Source organism: Ruegeria halocynthiae (genome assembly GCF_000743705.1).
Lineage (GTDB): Bacteria > Pseudomonadota > Alphaproteobacteria > Rhodobacterales > Rhodobacteraceae > Ruegeria > Ruegeria halocynthiae_B.
In genome coordinates this window covers 34,499-59,704 of record NZ_JQEZ01000007.1, presented here as the reverse complement: position 1 = coordinate 59,704, position 25,206 = coordinate 34,499, and the positions used below count along the sequence as shown (strand labels likewise).

The following is a 25,206-nucleotide window of genomic DNA, read 5'->3' as shown; positions in this document are numbered from 1 at the left end:
ACTCCTCAACCCTTTATTTAGAGCTGGCGCCAGTTTTGCTGTAACCAGATCATAGCATCAAAGGATGCTAGTTTTGCTTCTCTTTCAGAGTCAAAAGCTTTCCGTCCGAATTTTCCGTCCGCCAAATGCGGATGCTTGATAACAAATTTGTATCTGCTGCCTCTTTGAAAGACCGTAACTCGCATTCCTTCCTTCAGAATAGTGGGGTTTCCGTTTCGGGAATGCGCCCATGATTTCAATGAAGGAAAATTTTGACGTCGCTTTGATGCGTTTCGCATGGCTTTGTCGCGTTCATTTGATCGCGTCAAGCTTCCTTCCATGTGCCCAGCACAGTCGCACCCGCATGCTAAGACATTTGGATAGTCTTTGTGAGACATGTAGTGAACAAATCGAATCTCTTGAGATTCGCACATCTGGCAGGTTTCGCTTGGTTCGCCCAAATCTTCAATATCTGAACAAATCCAACCCTTCTTAGGCACACCAGCTTGTGACCACTTACCTCTGTTCAATAATCACCTCGTATACATATTCACGAACATACAATTTGGAAACTCTTCTAGCAATTTCAATAGCCTGAAACAGCAAGCGTAGGATGAGTGCTCGCACCCATCACTCCATCTTGTAGGCCGGGCTTCAGCCCGGCAATGCGTGCAACACTGGCGACTTGGTCAACGTCCACCAACGGATTTCACCAAATCCATCCAATCGCCCCGAAGGTCATGGTGAATGCCGGGCTGAAGCCCGGCCTACAAAATTCGGATTTCCATCCTACGGCTCTCCGAACGTGCCCTTGGTCACACCGCCACTCCATTCCGGATCAACCCGGCCTGCGCGGATATCGCGATGGATGGACGAATATTGCCAATCGGTCGGATGCTCTACCAATCCATGTTTGACCGGATTACCCCAACAATAGGCCATGTGATTGCGATAATCCTGCTCATCCCGAATGGTATGCTCCCAAAACCGGCGCTGCCAAACGGCACCTTCGCGTTTGTCGGCCCGTAGGCCGGGCTTCAGCCCGGCATATCTGCCAGAGGTTATTACAGGCAAGTTTTCGGGCACGGGTGCCGGGCTGAAGCCCGGCCTACGGTTTGTCTTGTTCACACGCATGGTAAACCGCGCCTTGATCGCACCCCACCGCGTCGAATAATCCGCATCCCCCGGCGGCAGAGTCCAAACCGCGTGCAGATGATCGGGCAACACGACAAACGCATCACACCAGAATGGCCACTCTCTCTGTGTCGTCGCGAAAGCCATCCGCAAATACGCTACCTCGCGCGTCAACAAATCCGAAGACCGGTCGGCCAGAGACACCGTGAAAAAGTACTTGGCACCAGGGATGCGGATGCGGCGGTAATTGCTCATGCCGCGACTTGATCACAGGCTTGGTTAAAGGATTCTGAATTTCTGTTGTGCCCTTTGAACCAATAACCACATCATATAGAAAGCACTCCAAACCATAACCAAGCCCATCAGCGGATTCTTGTACAAACCGGGCGGTTGGCCCTCAAACCCTTGTACGAAACGCACAAAATCCCTTGTCACACGACCTGACCGATGCCATATCCAAAGGGCTTACGTTTTTCTATTTCGACCCACTGTCTCCGATTCCGGCGCTCAGTCTATCGATACAGACAACGACGCCGGGCTGCCGCAACTCCGTGGGCAGCACTAAACAGGAGACAACGGATATGCCCGCAGGCACCGTAAAATGGTTCAACACAACCAAAGGCTTCGGCTTTATCGCACCTGAAGATGGCGGCAAAGACGTGTTCGTACACATCTCAGCTGTCGAGCGTTCGGGCCTCACTGGTCTGGCCGACAATCAGAAAGTCACGTACGAGCTGCGCTCGGGCCGTGACGGCCGCGAAAGCGCCGACGACATCCAGCTTGCCTAAGCTGCTGAAAGGGTAGAGGTTTTCTCTACCCTTTCGTTCCAGGCACATGGCTGCGTCACAGGTGACAGCAGACAGTGTGTCCTGAAGATTACATCACATTTGGGTTACTTCTGTTTGGCGATTGACCGGATCGGCTATCATTCCGACACTATGGTCATGATTTTTCTGTTGAATTGAAGAGAACCACAATGTTCACACGTCGCACATTTCTATCGGCAACCGCAGCGGCGGGCCTTGCGCCCAGCATTGCATCGGCAAAGAAAAAAGCCGCTGAATATGATGCCGCGCCACAATTCGTTCGGGTCAAGAAACAGTTCCAGCCGGGCCAGCTTCTTGTTGTTCCCCGGTCTTTCTACCTGTACTTCGTGACCGAGCCCCGAAAAGCGATCCGGTATGGTTGTGGGGTAGGTAAGGCAGGGTTGGAATTCACCGGCACAGCCACGATCGACGTCAAGAAAGAATGGCCGACATGGCGCCCGACGGACGAGATGATCGAACGTGAACCAGCCACTTATGCACGCTTCAAGGACAACGACTATGTCCAACCCGGCGGCAACGATAACCCGTTGGGCGCACGCGCGCTGTACCTGTTTCAGAACGGTGTCGACACATATTTTCGCATCCACGGCACGACCCAGCCGCAAACCATCGGACGCGCGGCGTCAAATGGATGTATCCGGATGTTGAACGCGCATGTTGTCGACCTGTACGAACGCGTGCCGATCGGAACCGTGGTCACGGTTGTCTGATCATCGCTTCGCAGATTGCACCAGATCCATGACATGCGGGCCTAGCTCCTCGACAATCAGGGCCACACCTGCGGCATTGGGATGAATGCCATCAGGCTGCATGTAGGGCTGCGCTATATCCGGGTCTCCTTCGGCGTTCAGACCGGCAAAAAAGCTGGCGGCATAACCCGTTTGGTACAGCCGGGCCAGATCCGGATAGATCGCATCGAAGGTGGTTTTGTACTCGGCCCCGTAATTCCCCGGGGCCTGCATACCGATCAACAGGATGTCGACATCCGACGCGGTTGCTGCTTTGACAATCGCCTCAAGGTTCCCGCGCGACACCGCAGGATCAATTCCACGCAGCAGATCATTCCCCCCAAGGGCCACAATGATCCCATCCACATCCGGCGTCAGCGTCCAGTCGACGCGCGCCGCCCCGCCCGCCGTTGTATCCCCTGAAACACCGGCATTGATCAGGCGTACATCCGCCCCCTGCGCCCGTAGCCACCGATCCAGCTGAGGCACAAACCCATCCTGTTCGGGCAACCCATACCCCTGGGTCAGTGAATCCCCCAAGGCGGCAATCACCACCGGTTCAGCTGTGGCCCCAAAGCCGCAGCACGCAAACAGCACTGACATCAAAGTCTTGCGCAACATCCGAACCGCTCCATATCCCAATTGACCGCTCCTGTCTGGAATGACCTATGACTACATCTGTTCTTACGCTCCAAAATGCTGCTTTGTCGCTGGATGGCAATGCCGGTCGGGTTGATATCCTGCACGACATTAATCTGAGTGTGCAAAAGGGCGAAACGCTGGGATTGGTGGGACCGTCCGGGTCCGGGAAATCCTCGCTTCTTATGCTGATGGGCGGGCTTGAGCAGGCAACACGCGGCAAGATCGCTGCTTTGGGCCATGATCTGACCGCTATGAATGAGGACGCGCTGGCCCGATTCAGGCGCGATACCATGGGCGTGGTCTTTCAGAACTTTCACCTGATCCCGACTATGACTGCCCTGGAAAATGTCGCCACACCTTTGGAACTGGCCGGGCACAAGGGGGCCTTTGACCTGGCCGAGGCTGAACTGGAAATCGTGGGCCTGTCGCATCGGCGCGATCACTATCCTGCGCAGTTATCCGGGGGCGAACAACAGCGTGTGGCGCTGGCCCGTGCATCAGCCCCACGCCCGCAGATTTTACTGGCCGATGAACCCACCGGAAATCTGGACGAAACGAACGGCGCGGCCATTGTGGATTTGCTGTTCAGCCTGCATGACACACATGGGGCGACATTAATTCTGGTGACGCACAGCCATGGTCTGGCCCAGAAATGCGACCGGGTGATCCGACTGCGGGACGGGCGTATCGCAGATGACGCGCAGCATGAGGCGGCGGAATGAGCCTAAGGCTCGCCAGTCGGCTGGCGCGACGGGAACTGCGCGGTGGGTTGCGTGGCTTTCGGGTGTTTCTTGCCTGCTTGGCATTGGGTGTCGCAGCCATCGCCGCTGTTGGATCGGTCCGATCCGCAATCCAGACCGGATTGGTACAAGAAGGTGCCGCGCTTTTGGGCGGTGACGCGCAGTTAGAATTCACCTACCGCTTTGCCAACAATCAGGAACGGGCCTGGATGGAGACAATCGCGACGGACCTGTCCGAAGTGGTGGATTTCCGATCCATGGCCGTGGCGCGGCAGAATGGTGAAACCCAGCGCACCCTGACACAGGTCAAAGCCGTAGACAGCGCTTATCCGTTGATAGGGTCGGTCGAACTGGCGCCTGATCAGCCGGTTTCATCCGCATTGGACGGAATTCAGGGTGTGCCCGGCGCACTGATGGACCCGTTATTGATTGACCGGCTGGGCCTTTCGATCGGGGATCGCTTCTCCCTCGGAACGCAGGATTTTGTGTTGATGGCTGCCTTGATGCACGAACCCGATGGCGCTGCGGACGGATTTCGCCTTGGGCCCCGAACCCTTGTGCGAACGGCCGACCTGCGGGCGTCGGGTCTTTTGGCTCCGGGGACGTTGTTTTCAACCAAGTATCGGCTGGACCTGCCGCCGGGGTCGGATATCGAAACCCTGTCATCCCAAGCCCGGCGAACCTTTGACAGCACCGGCATGCGCTGGACCGATGCCCGAAACGGCGCGCCGGGAATTGCCGAGTTTGTCGCCCGGCTCAGCGCCTTTCTGGTGCTGGTCGGCCTGTCCGGCCTTGCGGTTGGCGGCATAGGCATTTCCGCCGCCGTGCGCGCCTATCTGGCGCAAAAAACTGAAACCATCGCCACGCTGCGCACATTGGGCGCGGACAGGGTAACGATTTTTCAGACCTACATGATACAGATCGGCATTCTATCAGGGGTTGGTATTGTCTTGGGCATTGCCTTGGGCGCATTTACCCCCCTGCTGCTGGCCCCTTTGATTGAATCCCGGCTGCCGGTTCCGGCTGTTTTCTCGCTCTATCCCCGCCCTTTGGCCGAGGCCGCCCTATACGGTCTGCTGACCGCCTTTCTGTTTACCCTATGGCCGCTGGCCCGCACCGAAGACGTGCGCGCCGCAACCCTGTTTCGCGATGCGCTGTCAACCACTCGGCTCATCCCGCGCGGTGTTTACGTGTTTGCGACGGGCATCGCCCTGACGTTGCTGGTCACATCGGCAGCTTGGTTCAGCGGCTCGGTGCGCCTGACCCTATGGACAACAGTCGGGCTGGCAGGGGCGTTGGTGCTTTTGTCCCTGTCATCCCTCGCAATTCGCAGACTTGCCCGCATCAGCGCCCCGTCGACCCGCGGTCGCCCTGCCCTGCGTTGGGCTTTATCGGCCATATCCGACCCACGCGAAGGCGCGGCCTCGGTCGTTTTGTCCCTTGGGCTTGGGCTTTCGGTTCTGGCTGCTGTCGGGCAGATCGACGGAACGTTGCGCAATGCGATTTCTGGCAACCTGCCCGATGTGGCACCGTCGTATTTCTTTGTCGACATCCAGAAGGATCAGATGCCCGGATTCTCAGATCGGCTTGCGTCCGATCCCCTTGTCAGCCGGGTCGAAAGCGCGCCGATGCTGCGTGGGATCATCTCACGTATCAATGGCCGCCCGGCGCGTGACGTGGCGGGCGACCATTGGGTTCTGGACGGTGATCGGGGCGTGACTTACTCCACAAAACCGCCCGGCAATGCCCGCATCACCGCAGGTGAATGGTGGCCCGAGAATTACGCGGATACACCACAGATCAGCTTTGCCGCAGAAGAGGCCCAAGAGATGGGCTTGAAACTGGGCGACGAACTGACGGTCAACATCCTGGGGCGCGACATCACCGCCAAGCTCACATCCCTGCGCGAGGTCGACTTTTCAACCGCCGGCATGGGTTTTGTCATGTCGATGAACCCCTCAGCACTGGCCGGTGCTCCACACAGCTTCATCGCCACCGTTTACGCCGAAGAACAGGCAGAGGCCGCCATTCTGCGCGATCTGGCCGAGCAGTTTCCCAACATTACCGCGATCCGGGTTCGGGATGCGATTGATCGCGTATCAGACCTGCTGGCAGGGCTGGCGGCGGCCACATCCTATGGGGCTGGCGTTTCGTTGCTGACCGGTTTTCTGGTCCTGATTGGCGCAGCCGCCGCAGGCGAACCGGCGCGCCGTTACGAGGCGGCAGTCCTCAAGACATTGGGGGCAGACAGGCGGCGGATACTACTCAGCTTTGCGCTGCGGGCCATTCTGCTGGGTGCCGCCGCTGGCAGCGTTGCCCTGCTGACCGGCATACTTGGGGGGTGGGCTGTCGCCACCTATATCTTTGACACCAAATTCACGGTCATCTGGCCATCCGCCATCGGCATTGTTCTGGCCGGGATCGGTGTAACTCTGGGCGCGGGCCTTGTCTTTGCGCTGCGCCCACTGGCGGTGCGCCCGGCCCGCATCCTGCGCGCCACTGACTAGGATCAGCGCACGCAGGCCACCGGTTGCAGGATCTTCAGCAACTGATCGTTACCGCAGACCAACGCATCCAGCGTTATTTCGTCCAGCGAGGCATAGAACACCTCGGCCGCGTCCTGCAGGGCCAGCCGCAAACGGCAGGCGTCCGTCAGCGGGCAGGTGTTGTCGGCATCAGCAAAACACTCGGCAATTGGCAGGGTGCCTTCGACGTGCCGAAACACAGATCCGATGCGGATCTGGTCGGCTGGCCGCGCCAGAGACATGCCGCCGTTGCGGCCCCGTTGCGTGCTTAGATAATCCAGCTGGCTGAGTTGATTGATCACCTGCGCCAGATGGTTTTCCGAGATATTGCAGACATCGGCGATCTCGGCCTTTGTGACCAGCCTGTCCTGATGCGCGGCGCAATACATCAGCAAGCGCACCGCTATGTTCGTCCGTTTGGTAATCCGCATGGTGGCCTCGCAAAATTCAAGATGCGGACTTATTGCATGTCTGGCAAAAAAGCGGTTTGACATACATCAATCGTCAGAAAAGGATGCGACGGCACATGGCAGACCCGTATTTCTTTGGCTATGGCAGCCTTGTGAACCTGGCCACCCACGATTTCCCCGATCCACATCCGGCCCGGCTGAAGGGGTGGCGACGTGTATGGCGGCATACGGACCTGCGCCCGGTCGCCTTCCTGACCGCGGTGCCGGACCCAGCGTCCGAGATCGACGGGATGATCGCCCATGTTCCGAAAAACGATTGGGCGGCGTTGGATGAACGGGAATGGGCTTATGACCGGGTGCCCGCAACGCAGGCGATCGCGCACCCGCTGACCCATGCGGTCGAAATCGCCGTTTATGCGGTGCCGCAGGATCGTCAGAACGACCCATCCAACCGCCATCCGCTGCTGCTTAGTTACATCGACGTGGTCGTGCAGGGATATCTGCGCGCATTCGGCGAAGACGGCGCTGACCGTTTCTTTGCCACCACCGACGGGTGGGACGCGCCGATCCTGAATGACCGGGCCGAACCTCGATATCCCCGCCACCAGCAATTGAAGCCCTTCGAGGCTGACTTTGTAGACGACCGCCTGCGCCGTCTGTCCACGGCCATAGTGCAATCGGCATAGAAAAAGGCGGGGCCATCTGACCCCGCCTTTGGTGAGTTCCCAAGCCCTGCAATCAGCCGCGCGCGCGGATCACCTGCAACAGCGGCAGCAAGGTGGCCATTTCCGGGCCACGCTCCATCCCAGTCAACGCTTTGCGCAGTGGCATGAACAGGCCCTTGCCCTTGCGGCCGGTGGCCTCTTTCACCGCTTTGGTCCAGATGCCCCAGGTCTCGCCGTCGAACGGGCCTTCGGGCAGCAGGGCCATTGCCTCGGGGATGAAGTCACGATCCTCATCGGCAATCAATGGGTCCGCGCCATCGCGGCACAGATCCCACCACGCCTTAAGGTCGCCCAATGTGGTGATGTTTTCGCGCGCCATCGCCCAGAAGGGCTCGGCCAGATCGGCGGGAACACCGGCTTCGGCGACCGCCTCCGCGACCTCCGACAGCGGTAGTGATTGCAGGTGTTTGGCGGTCAGCGGAAACAGGTCCTGAACATCGAACTTGGTCGGCGCGGCGCCAAAGCGATTGATGTCGAAACCTTCGATCAGCTCGGCCATTTCGGACCGCAGCTCAATCGGGTCGGACGAACCCAGACGTGCCATCAGGCTCAGCAAGGCCATCGGTTTCACGCCCTGTTCACGCAGGTCGCGCAGGGCCAGCGTGCCCAGACGTTTCGACAGCGCCTCACCTTGCGGGCCGGTCAGCAGTGAATGGTGGGCAAAGCGCGGGCAAGCACCGCCCAGCGCCTTGATGATCTGAATCTGCGTCGCCGTGTTGGTCACATGGTCGGACCCCCGCACCACGTCGGTCACGCCCATCTCGGTATCATCCACGACTGATGCAATCGTATACAGCACCTGACCATCCGCCTTGATCAGCACCGGATCAGACACGGATGCCGCATCAATCGAGATATCGCCCAGAATGCCGTCATTCCACTCAATCCGCTCGTGATCCAGCTTGAACCGCCAAACGCCGGTGCCACGTTCGGCCCGCAGCGCGTCTTTTTCAGCATCCGACAGGTTCAGCGCGGCACGGTCATAAACCGGCGGCTTGCCCATGTTGAGCTGCTTCTTGCGCTTGAGGTCCAGCTCGGTCGGCGTCTCAAACGCCTCATAGAACCGGCCCATCTTGCGCAGCCTGTCGGCGGCATCGGCATAATGGTCCAGCCGGTCCGATTGACGCTCGACCCGGTCCCAGTGCAGACCCAGCCATTCCAGATCCTGCTTGATGGCGTCGACATATTCTTCTTTCGACCGCTCAGGATCGGTGTCGTCGATACGCAAGATGAACGTACCGCCGGCCTTGCGGGCGATCAGATAGTTCATCAAGGCGGTGCGCAGGTTGCCGACATGGATGAAACCGGTGGGCGACGGGGCGAAACGGGTGGTGGTCATGGAAGTCTCCTGTTGGCGCGGCTCATGTCACATGGGCGCGTTTTTGTCCAGCAGATGCTGTACCAACAAGGGGTTCAGGTCGGCTCGACAGGCCATAAACGGTTCAGGTCGTCCAGCCCGGCCCGGATCAGCCGGGACAGAACGTCCAGATCAATATCCGCCAGCTTGTTTACGTACAGACAGGATTTGCCCAGCTTGTGCTTGCCCAGACCGGACAGGATATCCCCGAAATCCGCATATCCGGGCATGATGTAAATTGACAGCGCCGCCTTGCGCGGGGAAAACCCGGTGGCCAGAAAATCGCCCTCGCGCCCGGATTTATAGCGATAGTGATAGCGGCCATAACCCACCATCGACGGCCCCCACATGACCGGTTCAAACCCGGTCGTCCTGCGGAAAAGCCTGTCCAGAACCTGCGCATCCTGGGCCTTCGACGCCGGTTGAACGGCGGTCAGAAAGCGTTCAACGCTTGCTTTGGTGGGTACGGTCTTGTTTTCTGATCGCGGCATAAACAAAATTTAACACGACATGTTCATCCACGCAGCCCATTTCAAAAGAGTATATACTGGCCACAATCTCGTGCCGACCTAATTCACCCACAGGTGTTCTGACAGGGAGAACCACAATGACCATCAAATTGACACGCCGCGCCGCGCTAGGATCCGCAGCCGCTTTGCCATTTGCCGCAGCCGCGACACCGCTTTTGGCAGCAGGGGCTGAAACCAAGGCAAATTCAACCATCGCCAAATCATTCAGCTTGGGCGATTTCACCGTCACCACGCTGCTGGACGGCAGCCTGCCCCGCGATGGCGCCAAAGAGATTTTCGGCGGCGGTGCCTCGGATGAGGATTTCGCCAAGGTCTCGGCCGACAATTTCATCTCGCCAGAAGTGGCGCAATTCTTCTTCACCCCGACATTGGTCAACACCGGATCCGAACTGGTTCTGTTCGACACAGGGCTTGGACAGGGCGGCATTCAGGCCGCGTTGGCGGATGCGGGCGTGACCCCCGATCAGATCGACATCGTGGTTCTGACCCATATGCATCCGGATCATATCGGCGGCATGACCACCAATGATGCGCCCACTTTTGCGAACGCGCGCTATGTCACGGCGTCGCCCGAGTATGATTTCTGGGCTGCTCAGGACGCGGGCAATCGCGTGGGTGATCTGGTTGCGGCGAAGGTCACACCGCTGGCCGAAAAGATGAGCTTTCTTGAAGACGGTGGCGAAGTGGCCTCTGGCATTACCGCCGTGGCGGCCTATGGGCACACACCGGGCCACACGGTCTTTCATCTGGAAAGCAATGGTCAACGGCTGGTGCTGACAGCCGACCTGGCCAACCACTACGTCTGGTCCTTTGCCCATCCGGAATGGGAGGTCCGCTTTGACATGGACAAAGCCGCCGCAACCGCGTCACGGCGCAATGTTCTGGGCATGCTGGCCGCCGACAAGGTGCCGATGATTGGCTATCACATGCCCTTCCCGTCGGCTGGCTATGTCGAAGCTCGCGGCGATGGCTTCCGGTTTGTTCCGGTCAGCTATCAGATGATGGGTTAAGCCCCTAGTATCCAGGGTCCGGCCGCACCTTTGAGCCATCCGTAAAACGGGACAGGCGAAAGGCGGCCGGATCAACAAAGGGTGCCGTACCCGCCACCAGATCAGCCATCAGGCGACCCGCCGCAGGGCCGATTCCGAACCCATGGCCGGAAAACCCGGTGGCGATGAACATGCCCGGGATGTCCTCCACGCCCGAGATGACCGGCACGGCGTCCGGCGTCACATCAATCATGCCTGCCCAGCTTTGCACGATCTCAGCCTGCTCTAGCGCCGGAACCCCTTTGCGCGCCTTTGCCCAGACCTGCCGCAGCACCCTGGATGACGGCTCGGGGTCCAGCACGCGGCAATGTTCGAACGGAGTCACATCAGTGGGCAGCCAGGTCCGGTCCTGCTGCGCCTCGATGCCCCAGCGATTTGAAAGCCGGAACCGCAAAGACCGCCACTCCTGCGCGAAGGCAGGCAGGAACAACCGCGCCAACCGAAAGCTGTCGGGTACGATATCCACGGTGTTTTCGTGGCCAGAGGCGATGGTATATCCCCCGTCCGCGCGCTTGCGAATGGCAAACTCGTCCGACCACAGCGCCGTTTCCGGCCCCGGTGACGGGGATGTCCGCAGAACCGTGTTCAGAACCCTGAGCTGAGGCAGCTCGATCCCGGCATTCCCGGCAAAAAGACGTGACCACGCCCCCCCGGCCAGAACGACGTAGGGACACGCCACGCGGCCCCGTTCGGTGAAAACACCGGTGATATGCCCATCTTTGGTATCAAGGCTGCGCACAGCACAATTGGTCATCAAAACCGCGCCCTTGTCGCGCGCGGCCTCGGCAATCGCAGGGGCCGCCCATTGCGGCTCGGCCCGGCCATCCTGCGGCATATAAAGGGCGCGATCAAAGCTGGTCTGATTGTCCGGCAGCAGGGTGCCCAGTTCCGCTCCGGCGACCAGTTTCGCACCGGTCTGCAACCCGTCCACATGGCGCAACCACCGTTCCAGTTGACCGCTGCCGCGCTTGCCCGAAGCTCCGAACAGAATGCCCGCGCGGGAATATCCGGTTTTGCGACCGATCCGCTGGTCCAGACCCTGCCACAGGCGCTGTGCCTCAATCATCAGCGGAATTTCCCGCGGGTCGCGCATCCCCAGACGCACCCACCCCCAGTTGCGAGAGCTCTGCTCGCCCGCGATCTGGCCCTTTTCGCACAACAGGACGGACGCCCCCCGTTCCGACAATTCAAGCGCGGTCGACGCGCCGATGATACCGCCGCCGATGACGACAACATCGACGGATTTCGGCAGGTGCAGATCTGGTTCAACGGGGGTTGGCTTGGGGCCGGGCATCAATTGCTCTTACTTCATGGCTCGAACTGCCATGAAGGCGTGGGGTTGCTGCACAGGCAACATGCCTTATGCCGCAAGGGTGATGATTTTTGGAAGCTGTGGCTAACGCGCCAAACGGAGCGAGAAATTCGCGCCGATCTACTTGGAAAAAACGATGATCTATGCCGCCCCGCGCAGCCCCGCCCACTTCTGGCGCAAAGCCGTTGCCAATCCAATTTCCCCAGACTGGACCTCTTCGTCGATCTCTGCCTGTTCGGGCAGTTCAGGAAAGGCCGTATGGGTTTTCTCAGGCCCAACCTCAGGCTCGGGCTCGTCGGGTTCTTCCTCACGCAAAAGGTCAGCAATTGCCGAATCCAGCTTGGATTCGTCCAGAACCCGGGCCTCGGACTCCATCGACTTGTACCTTAAAGGCGGGTGAATAGGCTTGTCATATCCCTCATACATAATAACACCAAATCGTTAACACAGACATCCAACAACATGTGCGTCACATTCGTAAAAATCGAATTGAGGTCGCACCGCCCCACATGGGGCGTCAATTAAGCTAAAATGTGGCAAAAAAATGTCTCAACTTCAAGCCGTCAGTTCCCTGTCAGCCCGAAAAACCAGAGCATCGCCTGTTATTTAGAAACAATGATGGAAAAATCACCCGCATTGGGGTGATTTTCAAAACATCAGCTTTCCCGCCTGCACGTTTCCAGACCGGCTCAGCCCTGATCCCGCCACCTGTTCACGATCGGATACCGGCGATCTAACCAGAATGCGCGGCTGGTCAGGCGGGTTCCGGGGGCGGACTGAAAGCGTTTGTATTCGCTGATGTAAATCAGATGCTCTATGCGTTGCGCGACAGCCGCATCAAAACCGGCCGCGACGCAATCCGCGGTGGACCCGTCCTGATCGACCAGAATATCCAGAATCGCGTCCAGAACCGGATAATCCGGCAGGCTGTCGCTGTCTTTCTGATCTTCACGCAGTTCCGCGCTGGGGGGTTTGTCGATGACCGAGGGGCGGATCACCTCGCCGTCCGGCCCCATCATCCAGCTGCGGTGATTGGCGTTGCGCCAGCGGCAGGTCTCAAACACGCGCGTTTTATAAAGATCCTTGATCGGGTTGTAGCCACCATTCATGTCGCCATAGATCGTGGCATAGCCGACCGCGACTTCGGACTTGTTGCCGGTGGTCAGCAACATCTCGCCGAACTTGTTCGACAGCGCCATCAGCAGCAATCCGCGCAGGCGGGACTGGATGTTTTCCTCGGTCAGATCCGCATCATGCCCGGCAAACAAAGGGGCCAGAGTATCCGTCACAGCGGCCCGGCTGTCCGAGATCGGCACATAGTCGTAATGCACGCCCAGCGCCTTGGCGACAGCTTCCGCATCATCCAGCGAAGCCTGGCTGGTGTATTCCGATGGCAACATCACACAGCGCACGTTTTCGGCCCCGATGGCATCCACCGCAATTGCCGCGACCAGGGCAGAATCCACCCCGCCGGACAAACCCAGCAACGCCTTTTTGAACCCGGTCTTGGCCATGTAGTCGCGCAAGGACTGGACCATCGCGCGATAATCCTGCTCCCATTCATCCGGTTGCGGGACAACCTCGGCCGGGACAATGCGCCAACCATCATCGCCGCGTTCCAGATCGACATGGGTCACGGCCTCGTCGAACACTGGCATCCGGAACGCCAACTCTCCGCCCGGGTTCAGGCCGAATGTGGCACCGTCGAACACCTGATCATCCTGCCCACCCACCATATTGAGGTAGATCAGCGGCAGGCCGGTTTCGACCACCCGGGCCACCATATGATTCAGGCGGATATCGTATTTGTTGCGGAAATAGGGCGATCCGTTGGGGATCAGGAGAAACTCTGCCCCGGTTTCCTCAAGCGTCTCGGCGACATCAGGATGCCAGCTGTCCTCGCAGATCGGGCTGCCGATCCGCGTGTTTCCAACCGAATAGGGGCCACCCAAAGGACCGGCATCATACAGGCGCACCTCGTCGAAAACGGTTTCGTTGGGCAGGTGATGCTTCAGCGCCTTGCTGCTGATCCGCCCGTTTTTCAGAATCAGGTAGGCATTGAACAGGCTGCCGTCTTCTACCCAAGGCCCACCTATGGCGATTGCCGGACCATCGGCGCATTGAATCGCCAAAGCCTCGACCGCTGCCATCGCGGCCTGATGAAACACGGGCTTTATCACCAGATCCTGCGTGTTGTAGCCGGTGATGAACATTTCGGGAAAGGCCACCAGATCGGCCCCGGCCTTACCGGCCTGTTCCCAGGCGGCAACAGCCTTGGCGGCATTGCCGTCGATATCCCCCACAACAGGGTTGAGTTGCGCCAGAGTGATGCGGAAACGGTCGGCCATGCTGCCCTCTTGCCCTCGTCAGTCTTACTGCCATTTAGCAGATCACTGCGCGAGTGAAAGGCAAATGCGGCAAAACCCGTTGCTCTGCCCTCACGGGTACCTTAGTTTTAGGCAAAAGCATGAAAACCGGGCAGGCAGAAATGACCATGAGAGCTTTTCGCATTTCAATTGCCGCATCAGCGATGACGCTGATCGCAGCAGCGGCTGCCGCGCAAGACGGGCAAGTGATCGTCAAGAATGACGAGGTCGGTGGCGTTTACGAAGGCACCTTTGAAAACGGCCTGCGCCACGGAACCGGCACCTATCGCCTCCCCAATGGGTTCGAATATCAGGGCAATTGGGTCGAGGGTGTGATTCAGGGCAAAGGCATCGCCCGCTTTGTCGATGGCGCGATCTACGAAGGGACGTTCGCCAACGGCCAACCCGAGGGGCGCGGCAAGATCATCTATACAGATGGCGGCAGCTACGAAGGGGAATGGGCCAACGGGACGATTCACGGTACTGGCGTCGCGGTCTATGCCAATGGGGTGCGCTATGAAGGCGGGTTCCAGAACTCCCGTCATCACGGCAAGGGCGTGATGACCGACCCGGGCGGGTACAGCTATGACGGCGATTGGGTCGAAGGTGTCAAACAAGGCAAGGGCAAGATCACCTATGCCGAAGGCGGCGTTTATGAGGGGGATATCAAGGACGGGCAGCGCCACGGTCAGGGCAGTCTGACCCTGCCTGATGGCATGAGCTACGTCGGCGACTGGGTCGAAGATCACATCACCGGCAACGGGCGGCTGTCTTATGTCAATGGCGACGTGTATGAGGGCGCTCTGATCGACGGGCGTCGTCAGGGCAAAGGCAAGATCGTCTTTGCCAACGGTGACGTCTACGAAGGCGACTATGCTGACGATGCCCGCAATGGTCAGGGTGTCTATACCGGAACTGACGGATTTGCTTACACCGGTGAATGGACCAGCGGCCAGATCGAAGGTCTGGGTGAGATGACCTATCCCGACGGATCGATCTATGTCGGGGATTTTCTGGCTGATCTTGCCGAAGGCAAGGGCCGGATCACCTATACGGACGGCTCGACCTATGAAGGAGACTGGATCGCCGGCGTGATCGAAGGCCAGGGTGTTTCGACCTACCCCAATGGAACCGTCTACAAAGGGCAATTCAAAAACGCCAAGAACCACGGCAAAGGGATCCTGCGCCTTGCGGATGGTTACAGCTATGACGGGGAATGGGTCGACGGGCTGCGACAGGGTAAAGGCATAACCACCTACCCTGATGGAACAACCTACTCCGGCGACTTCGTTCAGGGCAAACGCCATGGTCAGGGTAAGATCGCCATGGCAAACGGCTTTAACTATTCGGGCGCATGGACCGAAGGCAAAATAACCGGCAACGGTGTTGCAACATACCCAAGCGGTGACGTCTATGAAGGCAGCTTTGTCGATGCCAAACGTCAGGGCAATGGCACGGTGCGCTATGCCAATGGCGAAGTGGAATCCGGCGTATGGGAAAACGGAGCGCTGGCAACATCGGACGACAACGAGCCCGCCCCGACGCCCGAGGCGACCCCTTCAGACACCAACAGCACAGACGGCTAAGCCCGCACCGTTACCACGGCACCGGTTTTCCCGCCCAGTCAAAAAAGCCACCGCTGTCGGCAGGGGTCAGTTTCGACACGACGTTCAGCAGGTTCTTGGCGGCGGCCTCTGGCGTAACAGCGGGGTGCCGCCCGAGGTACTTTTGGGTGAATTCCGTCTTTACGGTGCCGGGGTGCAGGGCAACACAGATCGCCTGTGCGTGCGTCCGGGACAGTTCTATGGCACCGGTGCGGATGATCTGATTCACCGCCGCCTTGGACGCACGATAACTGACCCATCCGCCCAGCCGATTGTCCCCGATCGACCCGACACGTGCCGACAGAACGGCGAAAACCGCACGCCGATCACGTGGCAATAAGCGCGGCGTGTGCCTTAGAATCAAGGCCGGGCCAACGGCGTTCAGCGCGAATTGATCCATCATCGCCTGCGCCGAAACAGACCGGACAGTCTTCTCCGGGGTTGCGCCGTTGATCTCCAGCGCTCCAGTCGCGACGAGGATCAGGTCAAACAAATCGGGGATCGCAGCCAATGCGCGGTCTACGCTATCGGAATCTGTCAGGTCAAACCCGTCAACCGAGCGCGACAAGGGCGTCACCAGCGCCCCCTGCCCGGTCAGGCGCGCGCAAACCGCGTGTCCGATTCCCCCCGACGCGCCTATGACCAATGCCGTTTTCATGGCAAACTACCTAGCCGCCGGCACAGGCGGATCAATGCAACGGGGAAAAGAAACCGCTCTGCCGTTATTACCCGCAAATTGGTCTTTTCATTCCGGGCGGGCTCTGTATAAATTCCGCCTCATGATTAACCGCGCAGATATCCCTTTTGCCGACGCCGCCCTTCGCGGTGCGTCGCTGCGTGGCCTACTGATCCTAATCCGCCTCTGAGCGTGCCACCCGGCGCGCCCGCTCAGAGGAGGACGCCCGCGCGCCATAGGCTTTAGGACAGACAAGAAAGAGATTCCCATGACCAATGTGACCGATCAAGACCGCGTCGTGATCTTCGATACCACTTTGCGCGACGGCGAGCAGAGCCCCGGCGCGACCATGACCCATGCCGAAAAGCTGGAAATCGCCGAGCTGCTGGACGAGATGGGCGTCGACATCATCGAAGCCGGTTTCCCCATCGCCTCCGAGGGCGATTTCAAGGCGGTTTCCGAGATTGCGCAGCGGTCGAAAAACAGCCGCATCTGCGGTCTGGCCCGCGCCAATTTTGCAGATATCGATCGCTGTTGGGAGGCGGTGAAACACGCTGGCAAAAGCCGCATTCACACCTTTATCGGCACCTCGCCGCTGCACCGCGCCATTCCGAACCTGACCCAGGACGAAATGGCCGACAAGATCCACGAGACGGTCAGCCATGCGCGCAATCTGTGCGAAAACGTGCAGTGGTCCCCGATGGATGCCACCCGCACCGAATGGGATTACCTGTGCCGTGTGATCGAAATTGCGATCAAAGCGGGCGCAACCACGATCAATATTCCCGATACGGTTGGCTACACGGCCCCGGTCGAATCCGCCGACCTGATCAAGCGCCTGATCGACGCTGTTCCCGGCGCGGATGAGGTGGTGTTTGCAACCCATTGCCACAATGACCTTGGCATGGCGACCGCGAACTCGCTGGCAGCTGTTGCTGGTGGCGCGCGTCAGATCGAATGCACAATCAACGGCCTGGGCGAACGCGCGGGCAACACCGCGCTGGAAGAGGTGGTGATGGCGCTGCGCACCCGCAACGACATCATGCCGTGGCACACCGGCATCGACACCACGAAGATCATGCATATCTCGCGCCGCGTGGCGACCGTGTCGGGCTTTAACGTGCAGTTCAACAAGGCCATCGTCGGCAAGAACGCCTTTGCCCATGAAAGCGGCATCCATCAGGATGGCATGCTCAAGAACCGCGAGAACTTTGAGATCATGCGCCCCGAGGATATCGGCCTCTCTGGCACGTCGCTGCCATTGGGCAAACACTCGGGCCGGGCTGCGTTGCGCGATAAGTTGGAAACCCTGGGTTTTGACGTTGGGGACAACCAGCTCAAGGACATCTTCGTGCGCTTCAAGGACTTGGCGGACCGTAAGAAAGAGGTCTTCGACGATGATCTCATCGCATTGATGACCCTGGATGAGGCCGGTGATCATCTGCAACTGGTGTCGATGAAGGTCACCTGTGGCACGGGCGGTCAGGCAGAATCAACGGTTGAACTGGAGGTCGATGGCAAGGACGTCATCGCCACCGAACATGGCGACGGGCCGGTGGATGCGACGTTCAAGGCCATCCGCGCGATCTATCCGAACAAGACCCAGCTGCAGTTGTATCAGGTCCATGCGGTCACCGAAGGCACGGATGCGCAGGCAACAGTCTCGGTCCGGCTGGGTGAGGATGGCATGATCGCAACTGGCCAGTCGGCGAACACGGATACAGTGGTGGCTTCGGCCAAGGCCTATATCCACGCGCTGAACCGCCTGATCATGCGCCGCGAAAAGACCGGCCCCGGCGCCGATGCGCGCGAGATCAGCTATAAAGACCTGACCTGACCACAGAGCGGGGGCAAACACTCCCGTTCCCGCGGCGGGCCGGCTGCGCCGAACCACCTTGCGGCATTGGGCCCGGCAGCGCGCCTGCGGCGCGCTGCCGGGCCCAACTCGGTTGGCTGCATCTTTGATGCGGGCACCCGAGGCGGGAGCCGTCCCGTCCTAAGCTGGAATTCCCCCCGACCAGATATCAGAGATCAGCAAACACCGCCGATAAACGCGCCGTTTCGGTTTCGATGCCAAACGGCGCATTGATAATAAACATGCCTGACCCGATCATACGGTGACCGTCGCGCACCGGTGCAAACCGCACCTCGTGGCGGACGGTTTTCTGCAAGCTTTGCGCCTGCAGTGCTGAAATCATTGCCTCATGCCGCATGTCCGTCAAAATCGGATACCACAGTGCGATGACCCCGACATTCCACTTGCGATGCAACTTGGCGATCATTCCGGGCATCCGGTCATATTCCGACTTCACCTCGTAACTGGGATCAATCAGCAACAGTCCCCGCCGGGGTGTCGGCGGCAACAAGGATTGCGCCAACTCATACCCATCCTGTCGATACACTTTGGCGCCAAACGGAGACAGCACCGTTGCCAGAACCGAATGCTCTTGGGGGTGCAACTCGGCAAAATGCAGGCTGTCTTGTTCTCGCAAAAGACGCGCTGCGATCAAAGGTGACCCGGCGTAGGCCTCTGGCCCATGCTGCGCCTGGACCTTTTGCAGCGCCCGGGACAAGGGATGAGTGTCGTCAAACCAGCCTTCACGCTGGCCGCGTTGGATGCCTGCCGCGGCCTCGCCCGTGCGCTGTGCCTCGGTCGCATCCAGCTTATACAAACCACGCCCTGAATGCGTCTCAAGGTAGGTCAGCGGTTTGTCCTTGCCGGTCAGATAGTTCAGCATCCACGCCAACAATGCGTGCTTTTGCACATCAGCCAGATTTCCAGCATGGTAAATGTGTTGATAAGAGAGCATGTTGCCTTCTAAAGTCCCATTCAATAAGGCGGAAAGGTGCTGACTAACGCGGAATCAGCCCTTTTACCGGGCGTGATGGCACCCTATAAGACATCCGTCCCGGAACCGTCGAGTCGCGGGCAGTAGAAATTCTGACTAACGGGATCAGGGGTATCATGGGCATCTTTGGCAATCTGGGCGGCCTGTTCACAGCGGACATGGCCATCGACCTTGGGACAGCGAACACGCTGGTTTATGTCAAAGGGCGCGGCGTGATCCTGTCTGAGCCTTCTGTGGTCGCCTATCACGTCAAGGACGGCGTGAAAAAAGTGCTGGCCGTGGGTGAGGATGCCAAGCTGATGCTGGGCCGGACCCCCGGTTCGATCGAAGCGATCCGCCCGATGCGCGAAGGTGTCATCGCCGATTTCGATACCGCCGAAGAGATGATCAAACACTTCATCCGCAAGGTGCACAAACGGTCCACCTTCTCGAAACCCAAAATTATTGTCTGCGTCCCCCACGGTGCGACCCCGGTTGAAAAACGCGCGATCCGCCAGTCGGTTCTGTCCGCAGGCGCACGCCGCGCCGGGCTGATTGCCGAACCTATTGCTGCCGCAATCGGTGCCGGCATGCCGATCACCGATCCGACCGGCAACATGGTTGTCGATATCGGCGGCGGCACCACCGAGGTTGCGGTTCTGTCGCTGGGTGACATCGTTTATGCCCGTTCGGTCCGCGTGGGCGGAGACCGGATGGATGAGGGCATCATCTCATACCTGCGTCGCCAGCAGAACCTGCTGGTCGGTGAATCCACCGCCGAGCGCATCAAAACCACCATCGGCACCGCCCGTATGCCCGACGACGGACGCGGTCAGTCGATGCATATCCGGGGCCGCGACCTGTTGAATGGTGTGCCCAAGGAAATTGAGATCAGTCAGGCCCAGGTGGCCGAGGCGCTGTCCGAACCCGTCCAGCAAATCTGCGAAGCGGTGATGACCGCACTGGAAACCACGCCACCCGATCTGGCGGCGGACATCGTGGACCGGGGCGTGATGCTGACCGGCGGCGGTGCGTTGCTGGGCGATCTGGATCTTGCCTTGCGCGAACAGACCGGCCTGGCCGTGTCGATTGCCGACGAAAGCCTGAATTGTGTGGCTTTGGGCACCGGCAAAGCGCTGGAATACGAAAAACAGCTGCGCCACGCGATTGACTACGAAAGCTAAGGCGCGCACCCTTTAAGAACGGGGTCAACAATCGGGCGCGAGCAGCACGGGAAGGAGTCCTGTGGCAAAAGACCGATCACAGCGCGATGAATACACCACCCCCCTGCGCCGCTTGCTGCTGGGGATTGTGGTGCTGTGTCTGCTGGCCATCTTTCTGGTCTGGCGCATTGACAGCCCACGTGTGGAACGGTTCCGCGCGCAGGTGGTGGACAAGGTGGTGCCTTCGATGGAATGGGCCATGGTTCCGGTCACGGCTGCGGTCAATCTGGTGCGCGATTTCCAAAGCTATCAGCGCCTGAGCGAGCAAAACCAAGAGCTGCGCAGCGAGTTGCGCCTGATGCGCGCCTGGAAAGAGGCCGCGCTGCAACTGGAACAGGAAAACGCCAGGCTGCTGGACCTGAACAATGTGCGCCTTGATCCGCGCCTGACTTACATCACCGGTGTTGTCATGGCCGACAGCGGTTCGCCCTTCCGGCAGTCCGTTCTACTGAACGTGGGCGAACGCGACGGTATCACCGATGGCTGGGCCACCATGGACGGAATCGGCGTGGTCGGGCGCATCTCGGGCGTGGGGGCGGATACGGCACGGGTGATCCTGATGACCGATGCATCCAGCGCAATTCCGGCGACGATTCAACCCTCGGGCCAGACCGCCCTGATCACAGGCGACAACACCCCCGCACCTGTGGTTGAGTTTCTGGAGAACCGCGAACTTGTGCGCCCCGGCGACCGTGTGGTGACCTCGGGCGATGGGGGCGTCTTTCCCGCTGGCCTGCTGATCGGTCAGATCACCGCCGACCCCGGTGGTCGCCTGCGCGTGCGCCTGTCGGCAGACTTTGAACGGCTCGAGTTTCTGAGGGTGCTGCGATACCATTCTGCGCCTGCAATTCGGGAATCCGGTGACATCGTCGGCCCGAAACAACCCGAAGCCGCGCTTACCCCGACCGAGGTTGGTGATGGATAGCCAGGTCTCGCAACTTTGGTCCAAACGCGGGTTATTCCTGTTGCTGGCCGCGCTGATCATGTTCCTGCATCTGCTGCCGCTGGACACGCAACCTGATCGCTGGCCGTTTCCCGATTTACTGATCGCATTGACCTTTGCCTGGGTTCTGCGGCGGCCTGAATACGTCCCGACCGTATTGATTGCCTTTGTGATGCTGATGGCCGACCTGCTTCTTCAGCGGCCGCCCGGCTTGCTGGCGGCCCTTGTCGTATTGGGCGCGGCCTATCTTCGGTCGGCAGGATCTGGAATGAGGGATGCTGGCTTTTTGGGCGAATGGAGCACTATCGCTGTGGCGATCACGGCTGTTTTTGTTTTGAATCGCGTTATTCTTGCTATTCTTTCGGTGCAACAGGCAGCATTGGGGCCAGTCGCCGTGCAAGTGGTTCTGACAATTGCGGTTTACCCTCTGATCGTTCTTCTCAGCCAGAATGGATGCGGCGTGCGACGTGCATCTACCGCTGAATCCGGCACATCAGGGGTGCGAACATGAAACAGCACAAATCCAAATCCCAGGGCCTTGCCTATAAACGCTTGCCGCGCAGGGCGCTGATCCTGGGCGGATTGCAAGCCGCCTTTGTCGGCGGGTTGGCGGCGCGGATGCGGTTTATGCAGGTCGATCAGGCGGACGAATACCGCCTGCTGGCCGAGGAAAACCGCATCAACATCCGCCTGATCCCGCCGACACGCGGACGCATCTATGATCGCAACGGGCAGATCATCGGACAAAACTCGCAATCCTACCGGATTGTCATTGTGCGCGAGGATGCGGGCGATATCGACAAGGTCATCGCCAAGCTGTCCGATTTAATCCCGCTGACCCAGGATGAGATCGAGCGCGCCAAGGCTGAAATGCGCCGCTCGGCCCCGTTCCTGCCGGTTACGCTGGCCGATCAGGTCACGTGGGAGGATATCTCGAAGGTCGCCGTCAACGCCCCCGCCCTGCCCGGCGTAACGCCTGAGGTCGGGATGGCCCGCGAATACCCCCGATACGAGGATTTCGCCCATGTGGTCGGCTATGTCGGCCCGGTCAGCGACTATGACCTCAGTCAGATCGAAGACCCCGAACCGGTGCTGCGCATTCCCCGGTTCCAGATCGGCAAGGTCGGGCTGGAGGCCAAACAGGAAATCAGCCTGCGCGGCAAAGCTGGTGCCAAACGGGTCGAAGTTAACGCCACCGGCCGCGTGATGCGCGAACTGGATCGTCAGGAAGGCGAAACAGGGGCCGATCTGCAACTTTCCGTGGATGCGGACCTTCAACAATACGCACAGGCCCGGCTGGCAGGTGAAAGCGCGGCAGCGGTCGTGATCGACTGCGAGACCGGGGATATCCGGGCCATCAGCTCTGCCCCAAGTTTCGATCCCAACCTGTTCGTGCGCGGTATCTCGGTCGCGGACTACCGGACCCTGACGCAGGACAAATATCGCCCGCTGGCGAACAAGACCGTGCAGGGCACCTATCCGCCCGGGTCCACCTTCAAGATGGTGACCGCGCTGGCCGCGCTTGAGGCCGGAGTGATCGGACCGGGAAACACCGTCTATTGCCCCGGACACCTGAAGGTGGGCAGCCGTCGCTTTCACTGCTGGAAACGCGGCGGCCACGGCACCGTCGATCTTGGCCTGTCACTGAAACGCAGCTGTGACGTCTATTACTATGACGTGGCCCTGCGCACAGGCATCGACAATATATCCGAGATGGCCCGGAAGCTGGGACTGGGCGTCAGGCACGACATCCCGATGTCTGCCGTTGCGGCCGGTCTGGCGCCAAATCAGGAGTGGAAGCGCCGAGTACACGGCGAGGAGTGGCTGGTCGGTGACACGGCGAACGCCTCGATCGGGCAGGGCTTTATGCTGGCCTCGCCGCTGCAGCTGGCGGTCATGACAGCGCGGATCGCGACCGGGCGCGCAGTTTCCCCGCGTCTGGTCCGGTCGGTCGATGGAGTCGAACAGCCGACGGGTGCGGGCGAACCGCTGGAGATCAACCCCTACAACCTCGATCAAATTCGCAAAGCAATGTTCTCGGTCTCGAATGACCGGCGCGGCACCGCCTATCGCAGCCGGATCATCGAGGATGAGTTCCGCATGGCCGGCAAGACCGGCACCAGCCAGGTGCGCAACATCACCAAAGCCGAACGCGCCGCCGGTGTGATCCGCAACGAGGACCTGCCGTGGGAGCGCCGCGACCACGCGCTGTTCGTCAGCTTTGCGCCCTATGACAACCCAAAGTATGCCATCGCTGTGGTTGTGGAACATGGCGGCGGGGGGTCCAAGGCGGCCGCCCCGGTCGCACGGGATATCATGCTGCAGGCGCTGTACAATGGCACACCGCCGCTTGATGCCTATCCGGTTGCTGACCGCGAACGCATCAAGGAACAGCAAAAGCGGCTAGAGGGCGACCGACGCCCCAAAGCGCGTCCCGATGAAAAGGACCGCGCATGAGCTATCTTGAATACGCCGTCAAATCCACGCCATCGGGGTTCCGCAAGTTCCTGTATATGAACTGGCCGCTGACCCTGTTGCTGATCAGCACGGCCAGCGCCGGTTTCCTGATGCTGTATTCGGTGGCGGGCGGGTCGTGGCTGCCCTGGGCCGAACCGCAGATGGAACGGTTCGGGCTGGGTCTGACGGTCATGTTCATCATCGCTCTGGTGCCGATCTGGTTCTGGCGCAACATGTCGGTGGTGGCCTATCTGGGGTCCATTGCCCTGCTGATTTTTGTTGAGCTGTTTGGAACCATCGGAATGGGCGCCCAGCGCTGGATCGACTTGGGGTTCATGCGTCTGCAGCCGTCCGAGGTGATGAAGGTGACGCTGGTGATGCTGTTGGCGGCCTATTACGACTGGTTGCCCTCGTACAAGACGTCCCGGCCACTTTGGGTTGTCATTCCGGTGATCCTGATCCTGGTCCCCACCTTCATGGTCTTGCGCCAGCCTGATCTGGGCACCTCGATCCTGTTGTTGGCAGCGGGCGGCGGGTTGATGTTTCTGGCCGGGGTTCACTGGGCATATTTCGCCGCCGTCATTGCCGCCGTGGTTGGCCTGATTGCCACCGTGTTCAACAGCCGGGGCACGGAATGGCAGCTGCTCAAGGATTATCAGTTCCGCCGGATCGACACGTTTCTGGACCCGTCGACCGACCCGCTGGGGGCGGGGTATCACATCACCCAGTCAAAGATCGCGCTGGGATCAGGTGGCTGGAACGGGCGCGGCTTCATGCAGGGCACGCAATCGCGCCTGAACTTCTTGCCCGAAAAACACACCGATTTCATCTTTACCACACTGGCCGAGGAATTCGGCTTTGTCGGGGGCATCACCCTGCTGACCCTGTACGGGCTGATCCTGATCTTCTGTCTGGTCACGGCGCTGTCGACCAAGGACCGGTTCTCGTCACTGGTGACGCTGGGCATTGCCCTGAACTTTTTCCTGTTCTTCGCCGTTAACATGTCGATGGTCATGGGGCTGGCCCCGGTTGTGGGTGTGCCGCTGCCGATGGTCAGCTATGGCGGCTCGGCAATGCTGGTATTGATGGCGGCCTTTGGCATCGTGCAAAGTGCCCATATCCACCGCCCTCGCTGATCTGAAAGGCCATCC

24 protein-coding genes are annotated in these 25,206 nt (G+C 59.6%); 13 read left to right on the top strand and 11 right to left on the bottom strand.

The window, feature by feature from the left end:
- Positions 1 to 17: 17 nt before the first annotated feature.
- On the bottom strand, positions 18 to 509 hold the full coding sequence (locus JT51_RS21860; RefSeq protein ID WP_152563395.1) for a hypothetical protein: 492 nt from the start codon (positions 507 to 509) through the stop codon (positions 18 to 20).
- Between the two features lie 259 nt (positions 510 to 768).
- Positions 769 to 1,368 (bottom strand): REP-associated tyrosine transposase, encoded by a 600-nt coding sequence (locus JT51_RS19635; RefSeq protein WP_037317043.1) that lies wholly within the window; start codon positions 1,366 to 1,368, stop codon positions 769 to 771.
- 326 nt (positions 1,369 to 1,694) lie between these two features.
- On the opposite strand from JT51_RS19635, the gene JT51_RS19630 reads away from it, so the two are divergent.
- Entirely contained in the window at positions 1,695 to 1,901 is a 207-nt protein-coding gene (locus JT51_RS19630) for a cold-shock protein (protein WP_037317246.1), read from the top strand.
- Positions 1,902 to 2,089: 188 nt separating this feature from the next.
- Positions 2,090 to 2,650, top strand: a complete 561-nt coding sequence (locus JT51_RS19625; protein ID WP_037317040.1) for a L,D-transpeptidase — start codon at positions 2,090 to 2,092, stop codon at positions 2,648 to 2,650.
- Here the strand turns inward: JT51_RS19625 and JT51_RS19620 are convergent, their stop codons facing one another.
- Complete coding sequence (locus JT51_RS19620) at positions 2,651 to 3,289, bottom strand: arylesterase (protein WP_037317038.1); 639 nt, start codon at positions 3,287 to 3,289, stop codon at positions 2,651 to 2,653.
- Between the two features lie 47 nt (positions 3,290 to 3,336).
- On the opposite strand from JT51_RS19620, the gene JT51_RS19615 reads away from it, so the two are divergent.
- Together JT51_RS19615 and JT51_RS19610 are read left to right on the top strand one after the other, a co-directional pair.
- Positions 3,337 to 4,032, top strand: a complete 696-nt coding sequence (locus JT51_RS19615; protein ID WP_037317035.1) for an ABC transporter ATP-binding protein — start codon at positions 3,337 to 3,339, stop codon at positions 4,030 to 4,032.
- Positions 4,029 to 6,557 (top strand): ABC transporter permease, encoded by a 2,529-nt coding sequence (locus tag JT51_RS19610; RefSeq protein ID WP_037317032.1) that lies wholly within the window; start codon positions 4,029 to 4,031, stop codon positions 6,555 to 6,557. The genes JT51_RS19615 and JT51_RS19610 overlap by 4 nt, the downstream gene beginning before the upstream one ends.
- Positions 6,558 to 6,559: 2 nt before the next feature.
- Here the strand turns inward: JT51_RS19610 and JT51_RS19605 are convergent, their stop codons facing one another.
- A complete protein-coding gene (locus JT51_RS19605; RefSeq protein ID WP_037317243.1) occupies positions 6,560 to 7,006 on the bottom strand; it encodes an RrF2 family transcriptional regulator in 447 nt (148 codons plus the stop codon).
- 95 nt (positions 7,007 to 7,101) lie between these two features.
- Here JT51_RS19605 and JT51_RS19600 point away from each other — a divergent pair, with 95 nt between their 5' ends.
- The gene (locus tag JT51_RS19600; protein WP_037317240.1) at positions 7,102 to 7,671 is read left to right on the top strand and encodes a gamma-glutamylcyclotransferase family protein; all 570 of its coding nucleotides are present in this window, start codon (positions 7,102 to 7,104) and stop codon (positions 7,669 to 7,671) included.
- A 52-nt stretch (positions 7,672 to 7,723) separates the two neighbouring features.
- On the opposite strand, the gene gltX is transcribed toward JT51_RS19600, so the two are convergent.
- The gene (gltX, locus tag JT51_RS19595) at positions 7,724 to 9,049 is read right to left on the bottom strand and encodes a glutamate--tRNA ligase (protein ID WP_037317029.1); all 1,326 of its coding nucleotides are present in this window, start codon (positions 9,047 to 9,049) and stop codon (positions 7,724 to 7,726) included.
- 74 nt (positions 9,050 to 9,123) lie between these two features.
- Entirely contained in the window at positions 9,124 to 9,558 is a 435-nt protein-coding gene (locus tag JT51_RS19590; RefSeq protein ID WP_037317026.1) for a DUF1801 domain-containing protein, read from the bottom strand.
- Positions 9,559 to 9,674: 116 nt separating this feature from the next.
- Between JT51_RS19590 and JT51_RS19585 the strand changes: the two genes are divergently transcribed.
- Positions 9,675 to 10,607: an MBL fold metallo-hydrolase gene (locus JT51_RS19585; protein ID WP_037317023.1), complete on the top strand. Its 933-nt coding sequence runs from the start codon at positions 9,675 to 9,677 to the stop codon at positions 10,605 to 10,607.
- Between the two features lie 4 nt (positions 10,608 to 10,611).
- On the opposite strand, the gene JT51_RS19580 is transcribed toward JT51_RS19585, so the two are convergent.
- From JT51_RS19580 to JT51_RS19570, 3 genes are all read right to left on the bottom strand, one after another.
- The gene (locus JT51_RS19580; RefSeq protein WP_037317020.1) at positions 10,612 to 11,940 is read right to left on the bottom strand and encodes an NAD(P)/FAD-dependent oxidoreductase; all 1,329 of its coding nucleotides are present in this window, start codon (positions 11,938 to 11,940) and stop codon (positions 10,612 to 10,614) included.
- 159 nt (positions 11,941 to 12,099) lie between these two features.
- Entirely contained in the window at positions 12,100 to 12,333 is a 234-nt protein-coding gene (locus tag JT51_RS19575; protein ID WP_037317017.1) for a hypothetical protein, read from the bottom strand.
- Positions 12,334 to 12,647: 314 nt separating this feature from the next.
- Positions 12,648 to 14,306 carry an NAD+ synthase gene (locus JT51_RS19570; RefSeq protein ID WP_037317014.1) on the bottom strand — a complete coding sequence of 553 codons (1,659 nt, stop codon included), beginning with the start codon at positions 14,304 to 14,306 and terminating at the stop codon, positions 12,648 to 12,650.
- Between the two features lie 146 nt (positions 14,307 to 14,452).
- Here JT51_RS19570 and JT51_RS19565 point away from each other — a divergent pair, with 146 nt between their 5' ends.
- Positions 14,453 to 15,910, top strand: coding sequence for an MORN repeat-containing protein (locus JT51_RS19565; RefSeq protein ID WP_037317238.1), 1,458 nt, complete (start codon positions 14,453 to 14,455; stop codon positions 15,908 to 15,910).
- Between the two features lie 10 nt (positions 15,911 to 15,920).
- Here the strand turns inward: JT51_RS19565 and JT51_RS19560 are convergent, their stop codons facing one another.
- Positions 15,921 to 16,586: an SDR family NAD(P)-dependent oxidoreductase gene (locus tag JT51_RS19560; RefSeq protein ID WP_037317011.1), complete on the bottom strand. Its 666-nt coding sequence runs from the start codon at positions 16,584 to 16,586 to the stop codon at positions 15,921 to 15,923.
- Between the two features lie 286 nt (positions 16,587 to 16,872).
- On the opposite strand from JT51_RS19560, the gene JT51_RS19550 reads away from it, so the two are divergent.
- Positions 16,873 to 18,441 carry a 2-isopropylmalate synthase gene (locus JT51_RS19550; protein ID WP_037317005.1) on the top strand — a complete coding sequence of 523 codons (1,569 nt, stop codon included), beginning with the start codon at positions 16,873 to 16,875 and terminating at the stop codon, positions 18,439 to 18,441.
- A gap of 187 nt (positions 18,442 to 18,628) precedes the next feature.
- Here JT51_RS19550 and JT51_RS19545 read toward each other — a convergent pair whose 3' ends face one another.
- Positions 18,629 to 19,414, bottom strand: coding sequence for a 23S rRNA (adenine(2030)-N(6))-methyltransferase RlmJ (locus JT51_RS19545; RefSeq protein WP_037317002.1), 786 nt, complete (start codon positions 19,412 to 19,414; stop codon positions 18,629 to 18,631).
- 155 nt (positions 19,415 to 19,569) lie between these two features.
- Here JT51_RS19545 and JT51_RS19540 point away from each other — a divergent pair, with 155 nt between their 5' ends.
- The 5 genes from JT51_RS19540 to rodA all read left to right on the top strand — a co-directional run bounded on the left by JT51_RS19540 (position 19,570) and on the right by rodA (position 25,191).
- Complete coding sequence (locus tag JT51_RS19540) at positions 19,570 to 20,616, top strand: rod shape-determining protein (protein WP_037316999.1); 1,047 nt, start codon at positions 19,570 to 19,572, stop codon at positions 20,614 to 20,616.
- Positions 20,617 to 20,677: 61 nt separating this feature from the next.
- Positions 20,678 to 21,580, top strand: a complete 903-nt coding sequence (gene mreC / locus JT51_RS19535) for a rod shape-determining protein MreC (RefSeq protein WP_037316996.1) — start codon at positions 20,678 to 20,680, stop codon at positions 21,578 to 21,580.
- Positions 21,573 to 22,109 (top strand): hypothetical protein, encoded by a 537-nt coding sequence (locus JT51_RS19530; RefSeq protein ID WP_037316993.1) that lies wholly within the window; start codon positions 21,573 to 21,575, stop codon positions 22,107 to 22,109. Before mreC ends, JT51_RS19530 begins: the two co-directional genes overlap by 8 nt.
- Positions 22,106 to 24,055, top strand: a complete 1,950-nt coding sequence (mrdA, locus tag JT51_RS19525; protein ID WP_037316990.1) for a penicillin-binding protein 2 — start codon at positions 22,106 to 22,108, stop codon at positions 24,053 to 24,055. The genes JT51_RS19530 and mrdA overlap by 4 nt, the downstream gene beginning before the upstream one ends.
- Positions 24,052 to 25,191, top strand: a complete 1,140-nt coding sequence (gene rodA / locus JT51_RS19520) for a rod shape-determining protein RodA (protein WP_037316987.1) — start codon at positions 24,052 to 24,054, stop codon at positions 25,189 to 25,191. The genes mrdA and rodA overlap by 4 nt, the downstream gene beginning before the upstream one ends.
- Positions 25,192 to 25,206 lie beyond the last annotated feature (15 nt).